At 75.5% G+C, this 16,082-nt stretch carries 5 protein-coding genes; 3 read left to right on the plus strand and 2 right to left on the minus strand.

What is annotated here, in order from left to right; genetic code table 11:
* Nucleotides 1–33: 33 nt before the first annotated feature.
* Both NX794_RS16050 and NX794_RS16055 read right to left on the minus strand, forming a co-directional pair.
* The gene (locus NX794_RS16050) at nt 34–552 is read right to left on the minus strand and encodes an RNA polymerase sigma factor (RefSeq protein WP_258779218.1); all 519 of its coding nucleotides are present in this window, start codon (nt 550–552) and stop codon (nt 34–36) included.
* A 48-nt stretch (nt 553–600) separates the two neighbouring features.
* The gene (locus NX794_RS16055; protein ID WP_428985914.1) at nt 601–1,872 is read right to left on the minus strand and encodes a phthiocerol/phthiodiolone dimycocerosyl transferase family protein; all 1,272 of its coding nucleotides are present in this window, start codon (nt 1,870–1,872) and stop codon (nt 601–603) included.
* A gap of 447 nt (nt 1,873–2,319) precedes the next feature.
* On the opposite strand from NX794_RS16055, the gene NX794_RS16060 reads away from it, so the two are divergent.
* The 3 genes from NX794_RS16060 to ccrA are packed head-to-tail and all read left to right on the plus strand — an operon-like array spanning nt 2,320 to nt 16,017.
* A complete protein-coding gene (locus tag NX794_RS16060; protein ID WP_258779220.1) occupies nt 2,320–10,920 on the plus strand; it encodes a non-ribosomal peptide synthetase in 8,601 nt (2,866 codons plus the stop codon).
* Nucleotides 10,913–14,785, plus strand: a complete 3,873-nt coding sequence (locus NX794_RS16065; protein WP_258779221.1) for a type I polyketide synthase — start codon at nt 10,913–10,915, stop codon at nt 14,783–14,785. The genes NX794_RS16060 and NX794_RS16065 overlap by 8 nt, the downstream gene beginning before the upstream one ends.
* A gap of 2 nt (nt 14,786–14,787) precedes the next feature.
* A complete protein-coding gene (ccrA, locus tag NX794_RS16070) occupies nt 14,788–16,017 on the plus strand; it encodes a crotonyl-CoA carboxylase/reductase (protein WP_258779296.1) in 1,230 nt (409 codons plus the stop codon).
* Nucleotides 16,018–16,082 lie beyond the last annotated feature (65 nt).

The following is a 16,082-nucleotide window of genomic DNA, read 5'->3' on the forward strand; positions in this document are numbered from 1 at the left end:
GCTCCCGCCGGCGGCCACCGGTGCGCACCCGACTCAAGCCGCCGAGGGCTGCCACGCCTCCCGGAACCGCAGGCGGGCGCGGTGCAGCCGGGACCGTACCGTGCCCACCGGCAGCGACAGGACCCGGGCCATCTCCTCCTCGTTGAGGCCGTAGGCGCGCAGCGTGAGGACCTGCCGGTGGGACGTGGACAGCCGGTCCAGCACGTCACTGATGTGCACGGCGTCCAGCGGATTCGCCTGCTGCCCCGGATCGACCCGCTGGTACGGCCCTTCCTCGCCGGCCCGTTTCACGGTGCGCACGGCCTCGCGGACCGTCACCGAACGGACCCAGCCGTAGAACGCGGTCGGCTCGCGCAGGGTGCGCAGGCCGCGGTAGACGGCGAGCAGGGCCTCCTGCGTCGCGTCGGCGCCGTCGTCGTGCGTGATGGACCGGCACAGCCGGGCGACGTACGGGATGATCCCGGTCAGCAGCTGGTTCATGGCCTGCTCGTCGCCCGCCTGGGCGCGCGGCAGCAGCGCCAGGGGCGTGGGGATGTCGCTGACGTTGTCCATGTCGGCGAAGGGCTCCTTACGGTGGCCGGTGCGGTGCGGTGAGCCGCCTCAGCCCGCCGGTGCGGGCGCGGGCTCGGCGGCGTCGGTGTGGGCGGCGAGCGCCGCGCTGACCTCGTCACGGAAGGCCCGGACGAACTCCGGGCTGAAACAGGCGGTGAAGTGCGGGAACTCGATGGCGAGCCGTCCCTCGAAGGAGACGACGCAGGCCATCACCGGACTGCGCCCGGCCGCCGGGAAGTACTGCTCCCGGGCGGGCACCAGCCGGACGTCGGTGGCCTCCAGGCCCTCGGGCAGCCGGGGCCCAGGCACGACGCCCATGTTCGTGGCGATGACCGTCGCCAGCTGGAGGGTGGGGTTGCGGGGGATCTCCGGCGTGATCCGCATCTCCTGGGACGGGCCGTCGCCCGCGACGAACGCGGCGAGCCGCGCGTGCACGGTGCGGGCCAGCTCGACCGGGTCCGCGTCCGGGGTGACGTCCAGGGTCTGGAGATGGGTGGTGACGGCGGGGACCATCACCAGGGCGGGCACCGGCGGTGACAGCCGCGAGCGCAGGTCGACGGGGGAGAGGCAGCCGAGGGTGCGCGGCTCGTCGCCGGGCAGGCGCCGGCGGGCCGTGGTGAGCAGGGCCGCGGCGACCAGGGCGTGCACGGACACGCCGGCCGCGCGGGCGGTGCGGCGCAGCCGGCCGGTGCGCTCCTCGTCCAGCGTCAGCCGGCACACCTCGATACGGCCCTCGACGGCGGCCGGGCCGGTGACGTCGTAGCCGACCAGCTCGACCGGGTTCCGGCGCGCCGCCTCGGTGCGCCGCTCCAGGTACCCGGCGGTCTCCGCCGGGTCCGCCGGCGGCAGGAACGCGCTGACGGGCGGCGGCCAGGCGGGGGTGTTTGCCGCGGCGGCGGGCTGCTCCTCACCCTCGGCCAGGGCCCGGTAGCGGTCCCAGATCTCGTTGTGCAGGGCGATACCGCTGTGCCCGTCGACCACGGTGTGGTCCACCGAGAGCACGAACAGGTGACTGTCACCGTCGGAAGCGCTGACCAGGACCGCCCGGCTCAGCGGTCCGCCGACCGGCAGCGGCGTGTTCAGCTCCGTCGTGTGGGCCTCCTCGGCGGCGCCGGTCCGGGTGGTCAGGCGGGGACGCTCCGACTCCGCCAGCAGGTGGAGCGCGAAACCCTCGCCGTCCGGCACGACGCGGCTCCGCAGCGACGGGTGCGCCTCGGTGACCGCGTCGAACGCGGCCGACAGCGCCTCGGGGTCGAGCTGGCCGCGCAGGGTGCAGGAGAGCACCGCTCGGCTTCGCTGCCCGACGTACAGCGTTTCCACCGGACACAACGCACGGCGCATCACCCAGGACCTCTTTCCGTCCGCTCATTCCCGAAAGCCGCGCGCGTTGACGATCGGTCAATAACGCGGTTGCGGCTCGACGTCCTTTCGAGAGTGCACGGTCGGGCCCGTGCGAATCCACCCGATGACCGGCACCCGAGGAAAGTCTCGTGTTTTCCCTAAAACTTGTCGCGGTCGCCGCTATCCCGGAACCCGCGTTCTTCAGGGAAACACCTGAATTCCGCTCGGAGGGCCGGATCGGGCTTGACCGGCTTCGCCCGGCTGCCCCACCGTGAGGCCTCGTGAACCGGCGGCGGGCCGCGATACGGCCGCGCCCTCGGCGTGCGGCCCGTGCTGCCGGCCCCGTGGGCCGGGGCCGCATTCCTGTCAGACCGGCCCGGCTCGTGCCGGCCGGGCCGTTACGGCTTGCCACGTGAGGGTTGTGCTATGTCACTCCACGAGGAGTCTCTCCCCGAGGACCCCGAGGACGAACGTCGACCGCTGTCCGGGCCGCTGTCCGGCGCCCAGGAGGGCCTCTGGTACGCGCAGCGGCTCGCCCCCGGCAGCGCCGCGTACAACACCGCGGAGGCGGTGGAGATCCACGGCGCCCTGGACACCGGTCTGTTCGAGACGGCGCTGCGCCGCACGGTGGCCGAGGCCGGCACCTTCGCGCTGCGCTTCGCCGACACCGACGACGGCCCCCGCTGCGGTCCGGCACCGGACGCGGACGACTGGCCGCTGCACCGGGCCGACGTGCGCGACGCAGCCGACCCGGAGACCGCCGCCTGGGAGCTGATCCGCGCCGACCTCGCGACCCCGGTGGACACCGACAAGGGCCCGCTGTTCGCGCACACCCTCCTCACCCTCGCCGCCGACCGGCACATCTGGCTGCTGCGGGCCCACCACATCCTGCTCGACGGCTACAGCTACAAGCTCCTCGGCCGTCGCCTCGCCGACCTCTACAACGCGCTGGCCGAAGGCCGCGAGCCCGGCCCCGGCGGCTTCGCGCCGGCCGCCCGGCTCCAGACGGAGGAGGCGGCCTACCTCGCCTCCGAACGCCGCGACCGCGACCGCGAGCACTGGGCCGGCCGCCTGGCCGGCCTGCCGGAACCGGCCCGCCTCACCCGCCGTACGGCCCCGCCGCGCGCCCCGTTCCTGCGCCGCACCGCCGAACTGGCCGCCCTGGACGCCGACGCGCTGTCCGCCGCGGCCGGCCGCCTCGACGTCACCCGCACCGACCTGCTGACCGCCGCCGTCGCCGTCTACCTGCACCGCATGACCGGCGCCGACGACCTGGTCCTCGGCATGGCCACCATGAGCCGGCTCGGCAGCGCGGCCCTGCGCACCCCGGGCACCGCCTCCGACGTGCTGCCCCTGCGCGTCACCGCCCAACCAGGCACGCCTGTGGCAGAGTTCGCGCGCACGGTGGCCGCCGAGCTGGCGGCACTGCGCCGCCACCAGCAGTACCGCGGCGAGTCCATCCGCCGCGACCTCGGCCTGCTCGGCACCGGACGCCGCCTGTACGGCCCCGTGCTGAACATCGTGCCCTTCACCGAGGACCTGGACTTCGCCGGCAGCACGGCCACCTGGCACCACCTGTCCGGGGGCGCCGTGGACGACCTCCAGATCAGCGTCCGGCCCGGGACCCGCCCCGACACCCTGTGGTTCGCCTTCGACGCCAACCCCGACCTGTACGACGAGGACGAACTCGCCCTGCACCGGGACCGCTTCCTCGCCCTGCTGCGGCACCTGGCGCAGGTCGCGCCGACGGCCGCACTCGCCGACCTGGACCTGCTGCTCCCCGGCGAGCACCCGCGCGACCTGCCGGTGCGCGAGCTTCCCGTCACGGCCACGCTCACCGAACTGTTCGAGCGGCAGGCGGGCGCCCGGCCCGGACAGGTCGCCGTGACCCACGAGGGCGCGCACCTCACGTACGGCCAACTCAACGAGGAAGCCAACCGGTTGGCGCGGCTGCTCGTGGCACGCGGCGCCGGACCCGGCCGGGTGGTCGCCCTCGCGCTGCCCCGGGGCCCCCGGCTGCTGCCCGCCCTGCTGGCGGTCCTCAAGACCGGCGCCGCTTACCTCCCGCTGGACCCCGGGCACCCGGCCGAACGGCTGCGCCTGGTGATGGCGGACGCGGACCCCGTCCTCCTGGTCACCGAGAGCGGCCTCGCCGGGGACCTCGGCGGCGCCACCCCCGCCGTCCTCCTGGACGACCCCGCCGTCACCGCCGACCTCGCCGGGCGCCCCGCCGGCGACCTCGGCGACGCCGACCGCGGCGGACCGACGGGCCCGGCCGACATCGCGTACGTCATCCACACCTCCGGCTCCACCGGCCGCCCCAAGGGCGTGCCCGTCCCGCACGCCCATGTGGTCCGGCTGTTCACCGCGGCGGCCGAGCACTTCGACTTCGGCGCCGACGACGTGTGGACCCTCTTCCACTCCTACGCCTTCGACTTCTCCGTGTGGGAGATCTGGGGCGCCCTGCTGCACGGCGGCCGGCTCGTCGTCGTGCCGTACGCCGTCAGCCGCTCCCCGCGCGACGTCCTGCGGCTGCTGCGCGAGGAGGGCGTCACGGTCCTCAACCAGACACCCTCCGCCTTCGAACAGCTCGTGGACGCCGACGAGGAGACCGGCGCCGGCGCGCTGCGGTACGTCGTGTTCGGCGGGGAGGCGCTGCGCCCCGAACGGCTGCGCCCGTGGACCGGACGGCACGGCCTCGACCGGCCCGCCCTGGTGAACATGTACGGCATCACCGAGACCACCGTGCACGTCACCCACCACCGCCTCACCCCGGCCGACCTGGCGGACCCCCGGCGCGGCGGCGTCATCGGCACCCCGCTCGCCGACCTGCGCGTGTACCTCCTGGACGCGGGGGGCCGGCCCGTGCCGCCGGGCGCCGTCGGCGAGATGTACGTCGCCGGTGCCGGTGTGGCCGCCGGGTACCTGAACCGGCCCGAACTGACCGCCGAGCGCTTCCTGGACGACCCCTACGGGCCGCCCGGGGGCCGGATGTACCGCTCCGGCGACCTGGCCCGGCGGCGCGCCGACGGCACCCTCGACTACCTCGGCCGCGCCGACCAGCAGGTGCAGCTGCGCGGCTTCCGCGTCGAGCCCGGCGAGATCGAGGCCGTCCTCGCCCGGCACCCCGCCGTCACCCGCGCCGCCGTCGTCGTACGGCAGGCCGACAACGGCGCCCGGCAGCTCGTCGCCTACACCGTCACCGCCGGAGAACAGGCGCCCACGGCGGCCGAGTTGCGCGCCCACGCCGCCGCCCACCTGCCCGAGCACATGGTCCCCGCGGCCTGCGTCCCCGTGGACGCCCTGCCGCTGACCGCCAACGGCAAGCTGGACACCGACGCGTTGCCCGCGCCCGACTTCACCGGGACGGCGGCCGGTACTCGGCCGGCGACCCCCGAACAGACGCTGGTCTGCGGCCTGTTCGAGGACGTGCTCAAGCTGCCCCGGGACACCGTGGGCGTCGACGCCAACTTCTTCGACCTGGGCGGCGACTCGCTGCTCGCCACCCGGCTGCTGGCCCGGCTGCGCCACGAGTCCGGCGCCGACGTGCCGATCACCGCCCTGTTCGAGACACCGACACCCGCCGCGATCGCCGGGCTCCTCGACGGCCGCCCCGGCACCGCGCCCGCCCGGCCCGTCCTCGGCGCGCAGCCGCGTCCCGAGCGCGTCCCGCTGTCGTACGCCCAGGAACGCATGTGGTTCCTCAACCGGCTCGACGACGCGACGGCGACGTACAACATCCCGCTCGCCGTGCCGACCGGCCCCGCCGTCGACACCGAGGCGCTGCGGGCCGCGCTGGGCGACCTCGCCGACCGGCACGAGAGCCTGCGCACGGTGTTCGCCGACCACGACGGCACGCCGTACCAGCACATTCTGCCGCCCGGGGAACTGCGCCCCCGGCTGCGCGCCGTCGACTGCCCCGCCGAGGAGACCGGCGCGCACCTGGCCGCCGCCTCCCGGCACCGCTTCGACCTCACCGCCGAAAGCCCGCTGCGCGCCTGGCTGTTCGGCACCGGCGGCCGGCGCACCCTGCTGCTCGTCCTGCACCACAGCGCCGCCGACGGCTGGTCCCTGCGGCCCCTCGCCGACGACCTGAACACGGCCTACGCCGCCCGCCGCGCGGGCACCGCCCCGGCGTGGGACGCGCTCCCGGCGCAGTACGCCGACCACGCGCTCTGGCAGCGCGCCCTGCTCGCGGGAGGTGCGGCCGAACGGCTCACCGCGCACTGGCGGCAGGCGCTGGCCGGCATACCCGAGGAGTGCACCCTGCCCGGCGACCGGCCCCGGCCGCCGGCCCCGCGCGGCGGCGCCCATGTCACCGAGCACGTGCCCGCCGCCCTGCACCGGGACCTGACCGGCCTCGCCGAACGCGAGGGCGCCAGCCTGTTCATGGTGCTGCACGCCGCCGTCAGCGCCCTGCTCACCCGTGGCGGCGCCGGCGAGGACGTCGTCCTGGGCGTCCCCGTCGCCGGCCGCTCCGAACCCGGCCTCGACGACCTGATCGGCCTCATCACCAACACCCTGGTGCTGCGCGCCGACACCTCGGGCGACCCCGCCTTCCGCGAGCTGCTGGCCCGCGTCCGCCCGGGCGACCTGGCCGCGCTCGACCACCAGGAACTGCCCTTCGACCGGCTGGTGGACGAACTCAACCCGCCCCGCCTGCCCGGCCGGCACCCCCTGTTCCAGGTCATGCTCGCCCTCCAGAACAACGAGCCCGCCGTGCTCCGCCTCGACGGGGACGCGGTGCCGCTGCGGCCCACCGCCACCGGCACCGCCAAGTTCGACCTGTTCGTGGATGTCCTCGAACGGCACGCCCCGGACGGCACCCCCGACGGCCTGGACCTGCACGTCGAGTACGCCACCGACCTCTACGACCCGTCCACCGCCGAGGAGTTCGCCCGCACCCTGGGCCGGCTGCTCGCGGCCGTGGCCGCCGACCCGGACCTCCGGCTCACCCTGCTCCCGGCACCCGAGCCGCGCACCCCCGCCGGCGGCAGCGTGCCCGACACCGCCGCCCTGACCGAGGCGGCCCGGTCCGTGCCCGGCGTCCGCGACGCCGTCGCGCTGCCCGCCGCCGACGGGGGCGCGCCCCGGCTGTTCGTGGTGCCGGGCCGCGCCGAGGCCACCGAGGGCGTCGAACGGCTGCTGGAACGCACCGGCACCGCCGCCGTCCGCGTCACCGCCGTCAGCACCCTGCCCCGTACCGCCGACGGCGCCCCCGACCCGGCCGCCCTCGCCGCCCTGCCCGCCGTCGACCGGGCCGCCGCCGAGGACTGGCGGCGGCGCCTCGCCCGCGCCGCCGGTGTCACCGGCGCCGAGGTCACGGTGGAGAACACCCCGGAGGAACTGGCCCGCCGGCACGCCGGCCCGCCGCGCCGCACCACACAGCCGGCACCCGGCACGGCCGCCCCGGCCGACACCGGCCGCCGTCCCGCGCTCAGCGAGGGCCCGGAGCTGACCGAACCCTCCGTGTCCGGCTGGGGCGAGGCCCTGGTCCGCGCCGCCGAACACGCCCGCGGCGACATCGTGCACGTCCGGGCCGACGGCACCGAGACCCGCCGCGACTACGCCTCCCTGATCCCCGAGGCCTCCCGCGTCCTCGCCGGGCTCCGGCGCGCCGGACTGCGCCCCGGCGACCAGGTGATCCTCCAGTGCGACGACAGCGAGGACTTCCTCGCCGCCCTGTGGGGCTGCGTCCTCGGCGGCTTCGTCGCCGTCCCGCTGACCGTCCCCGCCTCCTACGACACCTCCTCGGCCGCCCTCACCAAGCTGGAGGGCATCTGGCGGATGCTCGGCCGGCCCTGGGTGGTGTGCTCGCCCGCGCTGGAGCCGGGCCTGCGCGGCCTCGCCGACCGGCGGAACTGGCCCGGCCTGCGCCTGACCACCGCCGCCGCGCTCCGGGACGCGCCCGAGGACCGCGACTGGTACGCCGCGCGGCCGGACGACCTGATCCTGATGCTGATGACCTCCGGCAGCACCGGCCTGCCCAAGGCCGTCCGGCTCACCCACCGCAACGTGCTCACCCGGTCCGCCGCCACCGAGGCCATGAACGCACTCGGCGCCGACGACGTCACCCTGAACTGGATCCCGCTCGACCACGTCACCGGCGTCGTCATGTTCCACCTGCGGGACCTCTACCTCGGCTGCCGGCAGATCCACGCGCCCACCTCCTGGATCCTCCAGGACCCCACCCGCTGGATGGACCTCGCCCACCGGCACCGCGTCACCGTCACCTGGGCCCCCAACTTCGCCTTCGGCCTCCTCGCCGAACAGGCCGACCGCTTCCGGGACCGCGACTGGGACCTGACCCCGATGCGGCTGGTGATGAACGCCGGGGAGGTCGTCGTGGCCGCCGCCGCCCGCGGCTTCCTGCACGCGCTGCGGCCCTTCGGACTGCCGCAGGACGTGATGCACCCCGGCTGGGGCATGTCCGAGACCTGCTCGGTCGTCACCGACTCGGTGCTGCCCGCCGAACCCCCCGGCACCGACGAGACGTTCGTCAGCTGCGGCCTGCCCTACCCCGGCTTCGCCATGCGCGTCGTCGGCGAGGACACCGCCGTGCTCACCGAGGGCGACGTCGGCCGGCTCCAGGTCCGGGGCACCTCCGTGACCGGCGGCTACCACGACAACCCGGCCGCCAACGCCGAGGCGTTCACCGACGACGGCTGGTTCGACACCGGCGACCTGGCGTTCCTGCGCGACGGCGAACTGTTCATCACCGGCCGCGCCAAGGACGTCATCATCGTCAACGGCGTCAATCACTACAGCCACGAGATCGAGTCCTGCGTCGAGGAACTGCCCGCCGTCGTCCGCAGCTTCACCGCGGCCTGCGCGGTCCGCTCCGACCCGGCCGCCGGCACCGACGAACTCGCCCTGTTCGTCCACCTCGCCCCCGGACCCGACCGCGCCGCCGCGCTGCGGGAGATCGCCGGCAAGGTCACCCGCGAGATCGGCGTCAGCCCCGCCTTCCTCGTCCCGGTCGGCCCCGGCGACATCCCCAAGACCGAGATCGGCAAGATCCAGCGGACCAAGCTCCGCAAGAGCTTCGAGGCGGGCGACTTCGACGACGCCGTCCGCGAGGCCCAACTGCTGCTCGGCACCGCCGCCACCCTGCCCGACTGGTTCCTGCGGCCCACGTGGGGGCCCGCCGCACCGCACCGGCCGCGCGTCCTGCCGCCCGGCCGGCACACCCTCGTCCTGGCCGGCGCCGAACCCGAGACCCACGCACTCGCCGACCGCCTGGCCCGCTCCCTGCGTGCCGACGGCGCCCGCTGCACCGTGGTCACGGACGGGCCGTCGTACGAGCGCCTCGACGCCGCCCGCTACCGGGTCAGGCCCGCCGACGACACCGACCACGCGGCGCTGCTGCGGGACCTGGACGCCGACGAGCGGCCGGTCGACGCGGTCGTCCACCTCACCGCCCCCGGCGGCGGCGAGAGCGCCCCGGACGAGTCGAGCGCCCGCACCCTGCTCGCCCTCGCCCGCGCCCTCGGCACCCGGCCGGTGGACCTGCTGCACGTGACGGCGGGCGCCCAGGCGGTCACTGCGGACGAACTCCCGTCCCCGGCACAGGCGATGGCCGGCGCGGTCCTCAAGTCGCTGCGCGAGGAGGTGCCCGGGCTGCGCTGCGTCCACCTGGACGTCGAGCCCGGCACCGATCCCGTACCGCTCATCCTGGCGGAAGCCGCGCAGCCGCCGGTGGACACCGAGGTGGCCCACCGCGCCGGGCGCCGCCAGGTGCGCCGGCTGGCCGGGCTGCCGGAGGTGCCGGCCCGTGTGGAACCGCCCGCCGCCGAGGGCTTCCACCTGATCAGCGGGGGACTGGGCGGCGTCGGCACCGAACTCGCCGCCCACCTGCTGCGGACCCCCGGCACCCGGCTGCTGCTCCTCGGCCGCACCCCGCCGGCCCCCGGCGACCCGCGCCTGCCCGACACGGCGAACGTGCGCCACGCCCGCGCCGACGTCACCGACGAGGACCAGGTACGGGCGGCCGTGGACGCGGCCGGCGCGGCCTGGGGCGTGCCCCTGGTATCGGTCTGGCACCTGGCCGGCACCCTCGTGGAGCGCCCGGTCGGCGACCTGGACGCCGACGCCTGGCGGACGGCACTGCACGCCAAGGCCCACGGCGCCTGGACCCTGCACCGGATCAGCGCCGACCACCCGGTGACCTCGTTCGTGCTGTTCTCCTCCGTCAACGGCTGGTTCGGCGGCGCCCTGAACACCGCCTACGCCGCCGCCAACGCCTACCTCGACGCACTCGCCCTGCACCGCCGCGCCCAGGGCCTGCCCGCGCAGAGCCTCGCCTGGAGCATGTGGCACGAACGCGGCATGAGCAGCGGCTACCGGCTGGCCGCCCTCACCGAGGCCCGCGGCTACCGGGTGCTCGACACCGCCGCCGCGCTCCGCTCCCTCGACCTCGCCTGCACCCTGGACGAACCCCACCTGCTGATCGGCGCCGACCGCACCGCCCCCTGGATCCGCAGTCACACCGCCGAACCGGTCCGAGGGGTACGGCGGTTGGCCGGACGCGTCGCCCTGGAGGACGGCGCCGACCTCGGCGCCCTGCACCGGACGGCGGCCGACGCCGCGGGTGCCACGCCCTGGGTGCTGCGCGCCGCCGGCAGCGCCGAACGGCCGCCCGCCGCCGCCGAGTCGGAGGAACGGCTGCACGGCCTGGAGCAGCGGATCGCCGACCTGTGGTGCGGTGTCCTGGGCCGCGACCGGGTCGGCCGCGAGGACAATTTCTTCGACCTGGGCGGCAATTCGCTGCTGCTGGTCGGCGCGCAGACCGCCGTCAACCAGGCGTTCGGCTGCGAGCTGACCGTGGTCGACCTGTTCGCGCACCCCACGGTGCGCGACCTGGCCCGCCACCTCGCCGCCCGCACACCCGCACCCGAGACCTCCGACGACGACGATGCCGGAGACCCGCCGAGCGGGCTCGACCGCGCCAGGGAACAGGCACAACGGCAGCGCGCGGCCCGGGCCCGCCGCTCCCCACGGCACGGAAAGGGCCGAGGCCATGCATGAGACCCACCCAGCTCAGGACATCCCGGAGGAGGAGATACCGGCCGTCGCCGTCATCGGCATGGCCGGCCGGTTCCCCGGCGCCGACGACCTCGACGCCTTCTGGGACAACCTGGCCGCCGGCCGCGCGTCCGTACGGCCCGTCACCGACGAGGAGTTCCTCGCCGCCGGCGGCGACCCGCGCGACCTGGACGACCCGTCGCTGATCCGCATGGCGTCCGTGGTCGAGGGCATCGACCGCTTCGACTCCGGCTTCTTCGGCTGCACACCCGCCGAGGCCGCCGTCATCGACCCCCAGCAGCGCCTGCTGCTGGAGACCGCCTACCACGCCCTGGAGGACGCCGGCCGCCTCGCGCCCGGCACCGACAACGGCACCTTCGGCGTGTACGCGGGCAGCGGCGACAGCCGGTACTACCCGGCCCACATCCACCCCCGCTACGCCGGACAGCCCGGCTCCGTCGAGCTGGTGCACGCGGCCACCGCCAACTCCCTCGGCACCCTCGCCACCCGGATCTCCTACGAACTGGGCCTGATGGGACCGAGCGTTTCCCTGCAGACGGCCTGCTCCACCGCGCTGGTCGCCGTGCACACCGCCTGCCAGGACCTCCTGGACCACCGCTGCGACACCGCCCTCGCCGCCGCCGTCTCCCTCAACCCCTCGGCCATGCTCGGCTACCGCCACGTACCCGACGGACCGTTCTCACCGGACGGGCACTGCCGGGCGTTCGCCGCGGACGCCGCCGGCACCTCCTCCGGGGACGGCGTCGGCGCGGTCGTCCTCAAACGGCTGGAGGACGCGCTCGCCGACGGCGACCCCGTCCGGGCCGTCATCCGGGGCAGCGCCGTCAACAACGACGGCCGCCGCAAGGTCGGCTTCAGCGCGCCCAGTGCGGCCGGCCAGACCGAGGTCGTGCTCGCCGCCCAGGCCCAGGCGGCGGTGGACGCCGGCACCATCGGCCTGGTCGAGGCGCACGGCACCGCGACCCGGCTCGGCGACCCCATCGAGGTCGCCGCCCTCACCGAGGCGTTCCGCGAGACCACCGACCGCGGCGGCTACTGCGCGCTGGGCTCGGTGAAGACCAACATCGGCCACCTCGGCGCGGCGGCCGGCATCGCCGGACTGATCAAGGCCGTCCTCGCCCTGGAACACCGGCAGATCCCGCCCAGCCTGCACTTCGACCGGCCCAACCCGCTCATCGACTTCGCGGCGAGCCCCTTCCGCGTCCCCACCGCGCTGGAGGACTGGCCGGCCGCCGGCCACCCCCGGCGGGCCGCGATCAGCGCCTTCGGGATCGGCGGCACCAACGCCCACGTCATCCTGGAGGAGGCCCCGGCCCCCGCGCCCGCCCCGCCGCGCGCCCCCGAGAACGGCGGCCGGCTGGTGCTGCCGCTGTCCGCGCGCACCGCCGGCGCCCTGCGCGGCCAGGCCGAGGCCCTCGGCCGCCACCTCGAACACCGGCCGGACCTGCGCCTGGACGACGTGGCGCACGCGCTGCGCACCAGCCGCCCCGCCCTGCGCCACCGCCTGACCGTCACCGCCGCCTCCCGCGAGGAGGCCCTGTCGGCCCTGCGCACCGCCGCCCCCGCCACCCCGGCCGTGCCGGACGAACCCGCCCGGGTGGCGTTCCTGCTGCCCGGCGGCGGCACCCAGTACCCGGGCATGGGCGCGGAGCTGTACCGCGACCACGACGTCTACCGCGACACCGTGGACGAATGCGCCCGCGTCCTGCGCCCCGTCCTCGGCGCCGACCTGCGCGCCACCCTGTTCGAGGGCGCGCCGGCCGACCACACCACTACCTTCCTCGGCCTGGTCGTCACCGAGTACGCCCTCGCCCGCACCCTGATGGCCGCCGGCGTCCGCCCGGACGCGTTGATCGGCCACTCCCTGGGCGAGTACACGGCGGCCTGCCTCGCCGGGGTCATCGACCTCGCCGACATGCTGCCCCTGGTCACCGCACGCATCCGGCTGATCAGCGAGGCGGGCGGGGCCACGGTCGGCGTCGCCGCCCCGGCCGAGGACGTCCTGCCGCTGCTGGACGACGAGTTGTCCCTCGCCGCGGTCAACGGGCCCGCCGCCTGCACCGTCGCCGGGTACGACGAGGCCGTGGCCCGCTTCGAGAAGGAACTCGCCCGCCGGGACGTGCCGTTCCGCCGGGTGCGGATTCCGGCCGCCGCGCACTCCCACGTCCTGGACCCCGTCCTGGAGACCTACGAGAAGCATCTGCGCGGTGTCACCCTGCGCCCGCCCCGCATCCCGTTCGTCACCAACGTCACCGGCACCTGGATCACCGACGAGCAGGCGACCTCCGTACGGCACTGGCTCGACCACACCCGCGCCACCGTGCGGTTCGCCGACGGCGTCACCGCCCTGTGGGAGCGCGGGCGCCCGGTCCTGGTGGAGATCGGACCGGCGGACACCCTCACCAAGCTGGCCGCCGCCCGACTGGACCCGGACACTCCGGTGACCGTCACCACCATGCGGCACGCCAAGGCCGACGCCTCCGACGGCTTCGTCCTCGCCGAGGCACTGGGCCGGCTGTGGAGCGCCGGCGTGGCGGGCGCGCTGCCACCGGTGCCGGGCGCGCCCCGGACCGTACCGCTGCCGCCGTACGCCTTCGAACGGCACCGGCACTGGATCGACGCCCCCGGCGCCCGCGCCACCGCGCCCGACACCCCGGAGACGGCCCCGCCCGTACCGGTCCTCGCGCCGCGCCCCCGCCTCACCACCGCACACGTCCCACCACGCACCGACCGAGAACAGACCGTCGCCCACCTGTGGGAACAGACTCTCGGCATCGGCGGCATCGGTGTGCACGACAACTTCTTCGACCTCGGCGGCGACTCCCTGCGCGCCGTCCTGCTGGCGGGCCGGCTCCGCCGGACCGGCGTCCTCGACGTGCCCGCCGCCACCCTGCTCGCCGCCCCGACCGTCGCCGGCGTCCTCGCCGCCACCGGCGACGGCGACCAGCCGACCGGCACCGCGAACGCCCTGGCCCCGCTGCTGCCGCTGCGCCCCGAGGGCAGCGCCGCCCCGCTGTTCTGCGTCCACCCCGGCGCCGGCGTCTCCTGGCGCTACACCGGACTGCTGCCGCACCTCGGCGGCGACCAGCCGGTGTACGGCATCCAGGCCGCCGGCCTCGACGGCACCCGGCCGCCCGCGCCGGACGCCCCGGGCATGGTCGCCTCCTACGTCGACCTGGTCCGCGAGGTTCAGCCGCACGGCCCCTACCGGCTGCTGGGCTGGTCCTACGGCGGCTTCGTCGCCCACGCGATGGCCCGCGCCCTCCGGGAGCGGGGGGAGCGGGTGGAGCTGCTGGCGATGCTGGACGCCCCGCAGCCGCACGGCAGCGCGTACGACGCGGAGACGGCCGAACGCCAGGTGGCGGCCCTGCTGACGCGGGTGGCCGGACTCCCGATGGACACGGAGGCCGAACCGCCGGACGTGGCAGAGGTCCTGGACCGCATCGCCGGCAAGGTCGCGGCGGACCCGACCGCTTCACCCGTCACCCGCGCCGAGGCCGCCGCCATCGCCGACGTCATGCGCAACAACCTGCGCCTCGCACCGCAGTTCGCGCCCGGCGACTTCGACGGCGACGTGCTGTTCTTCACCGCCGCCGACGAGACGGTCACCGACTTCGCCGGCGACCTCGCCGTGCTGCCCGGCAAGGCCGACGCCTGGCGGCCCCACGTGCGGGGGACCCTGCACGACCACCGGGTGCCGTGCGGGCACTACGAGATGACCGAACCCGAGCCGCTCGCCCTGATCGGCAAGGCGGTCGCCGAGGCCTTGCGCGCCACTCCCGACTCCCACGCGTCCGTACCCGTACCGCCCCCAGGGGGCCCCGACCGTCCAGGAGACCCCGCATGACCGTGACCGCACCCCAGGATCTCTACGAACTCGGTGACGCGCCCGAACTCGGCAGCGTGCCCCGGCAGATGTACGCCTCGCTCATCCGCCGGGAGCGCTACGGACAGCCCGTGGACGCCTTCCGCACCGAGGTGGTCGACGTGCCCCCGGTCCGCCGCGGCCAGGTGCTGGTCAAGGTGATGGCGGCCGGCGTCAACTACAACAACGTGTGGGCGGCGCTCGGTCAGCCGCTCGACGTGATCGGCGCCCGGCAGAAGGCCGGCGCCACCGAGGACTTCCACATCGGCGGCTCCGACCTGTCCGGCGTCGTGTGGGCCGTCGGCGAGGGCGTCAGCGGCGTCCGCCTCGGTGACGAGGTGGTCGTGCTCGCCTGCCGCTGGGACGAGTCGGCCGAGGACATCCGCCTCGGCGGCGACCCGGCCGCCTCCGTCAGCCAGCGGGTGTGGGGGTACGAGGAGAACTACGGCTCCTTCGCCCAGTTCGCGGTGGTGGACGACTACATGTGCCACCCCAAGCCCGCCCGGCTGTCCTGGGCGTCCGCCGCCTGCTACATGGCGACCGCCGCCACCGCCTACCGGCAGCTCTTCGGCTGGGACCCGCACACCGTCCGGCCCGGCGACCCGGTGCTGGTCTGGGGCGGCGCCGGCGGCCTCGGCAGCATCGCCATCCAGCTCGTCCGGCACGTCGGCGGCATCCCGGTCGCCGTCGTCTCCAGCCCGGAACGCGGCGAGTTCTGTATGCGCCTCGGCGCCAAGGGCTGGATCGACCGGCGCGAGTTCGACCACTGGGGGCGGATGCCCGACACCACCGACGAGGCCGCGATGAGCCGCTGGCTGTCCGGGGCACGCGCCTTCGGCCGGCGCTTCTGGGAGGTGCTCGGCGAGCGCCGCAACCCGCGGATCGTGCTGGAGCACTCCGGCGCCGACACCATCCCCACCTCCATCTACCTGTGCGACAACGCGGGCATGGTCGTCATCTGCGGCGGCACCACCGGCTACAACGGCGACGTGGACCTCCGGTTCCTCTGGATGCGCCAGAAGCGGCTCCAGGGCTCCCACGTGGCCAGCGCCCGCGAGGCCCGCGAGGTCACCCGCCTCATCGACCAGGGCATCATCGACCCCTGCCTCTCCCGCACCTTCCCCTTCGACGAGATCGGCCTGGCCCACCAGCTCATCCACGACAACCGCCACCCGGCGGGGAACATGGCGGTGCTGGTGAACGCGGCGGAGTAGGACACGCTGGACCGGGTCGGCCGGCAGGCACTTGGCAGTGCCGGCCGGCTCGGTCGCCGGGTGCG

It is taken from the genome of Streptomyces pyxinicus, assembly GCF_024753135.1.
GTDB lineage: Bacteria > Actinomycetota > Actinomycetes > Streptomycetales > Streptomycetaceae > Streptomyces > Streptomyces pyxinicus.

Coding starts and splice junctions, on each gene's coding strand:
- NX794_RS16050 (WP_258779218.1), bottom strand. CDS start 552: ATGGACAACGTCAGCGACATCCCCACGCCCCTGGCGCTGCTGCCGCGC.
- NX794_RS16060 (WP_258779220.1), top strand. CDS start 2,320: ATGTCACTCCACGAGGAGTCTCTCCCCGAGGACCCCGAGGACGAACGT.
- NX794_RS16065 (WP_258779221.1), top strand. CDS start 10,913: ATGCATGAGACCCACCCAGCTCAGGACATCCCGGAGGAGGAGATACCG.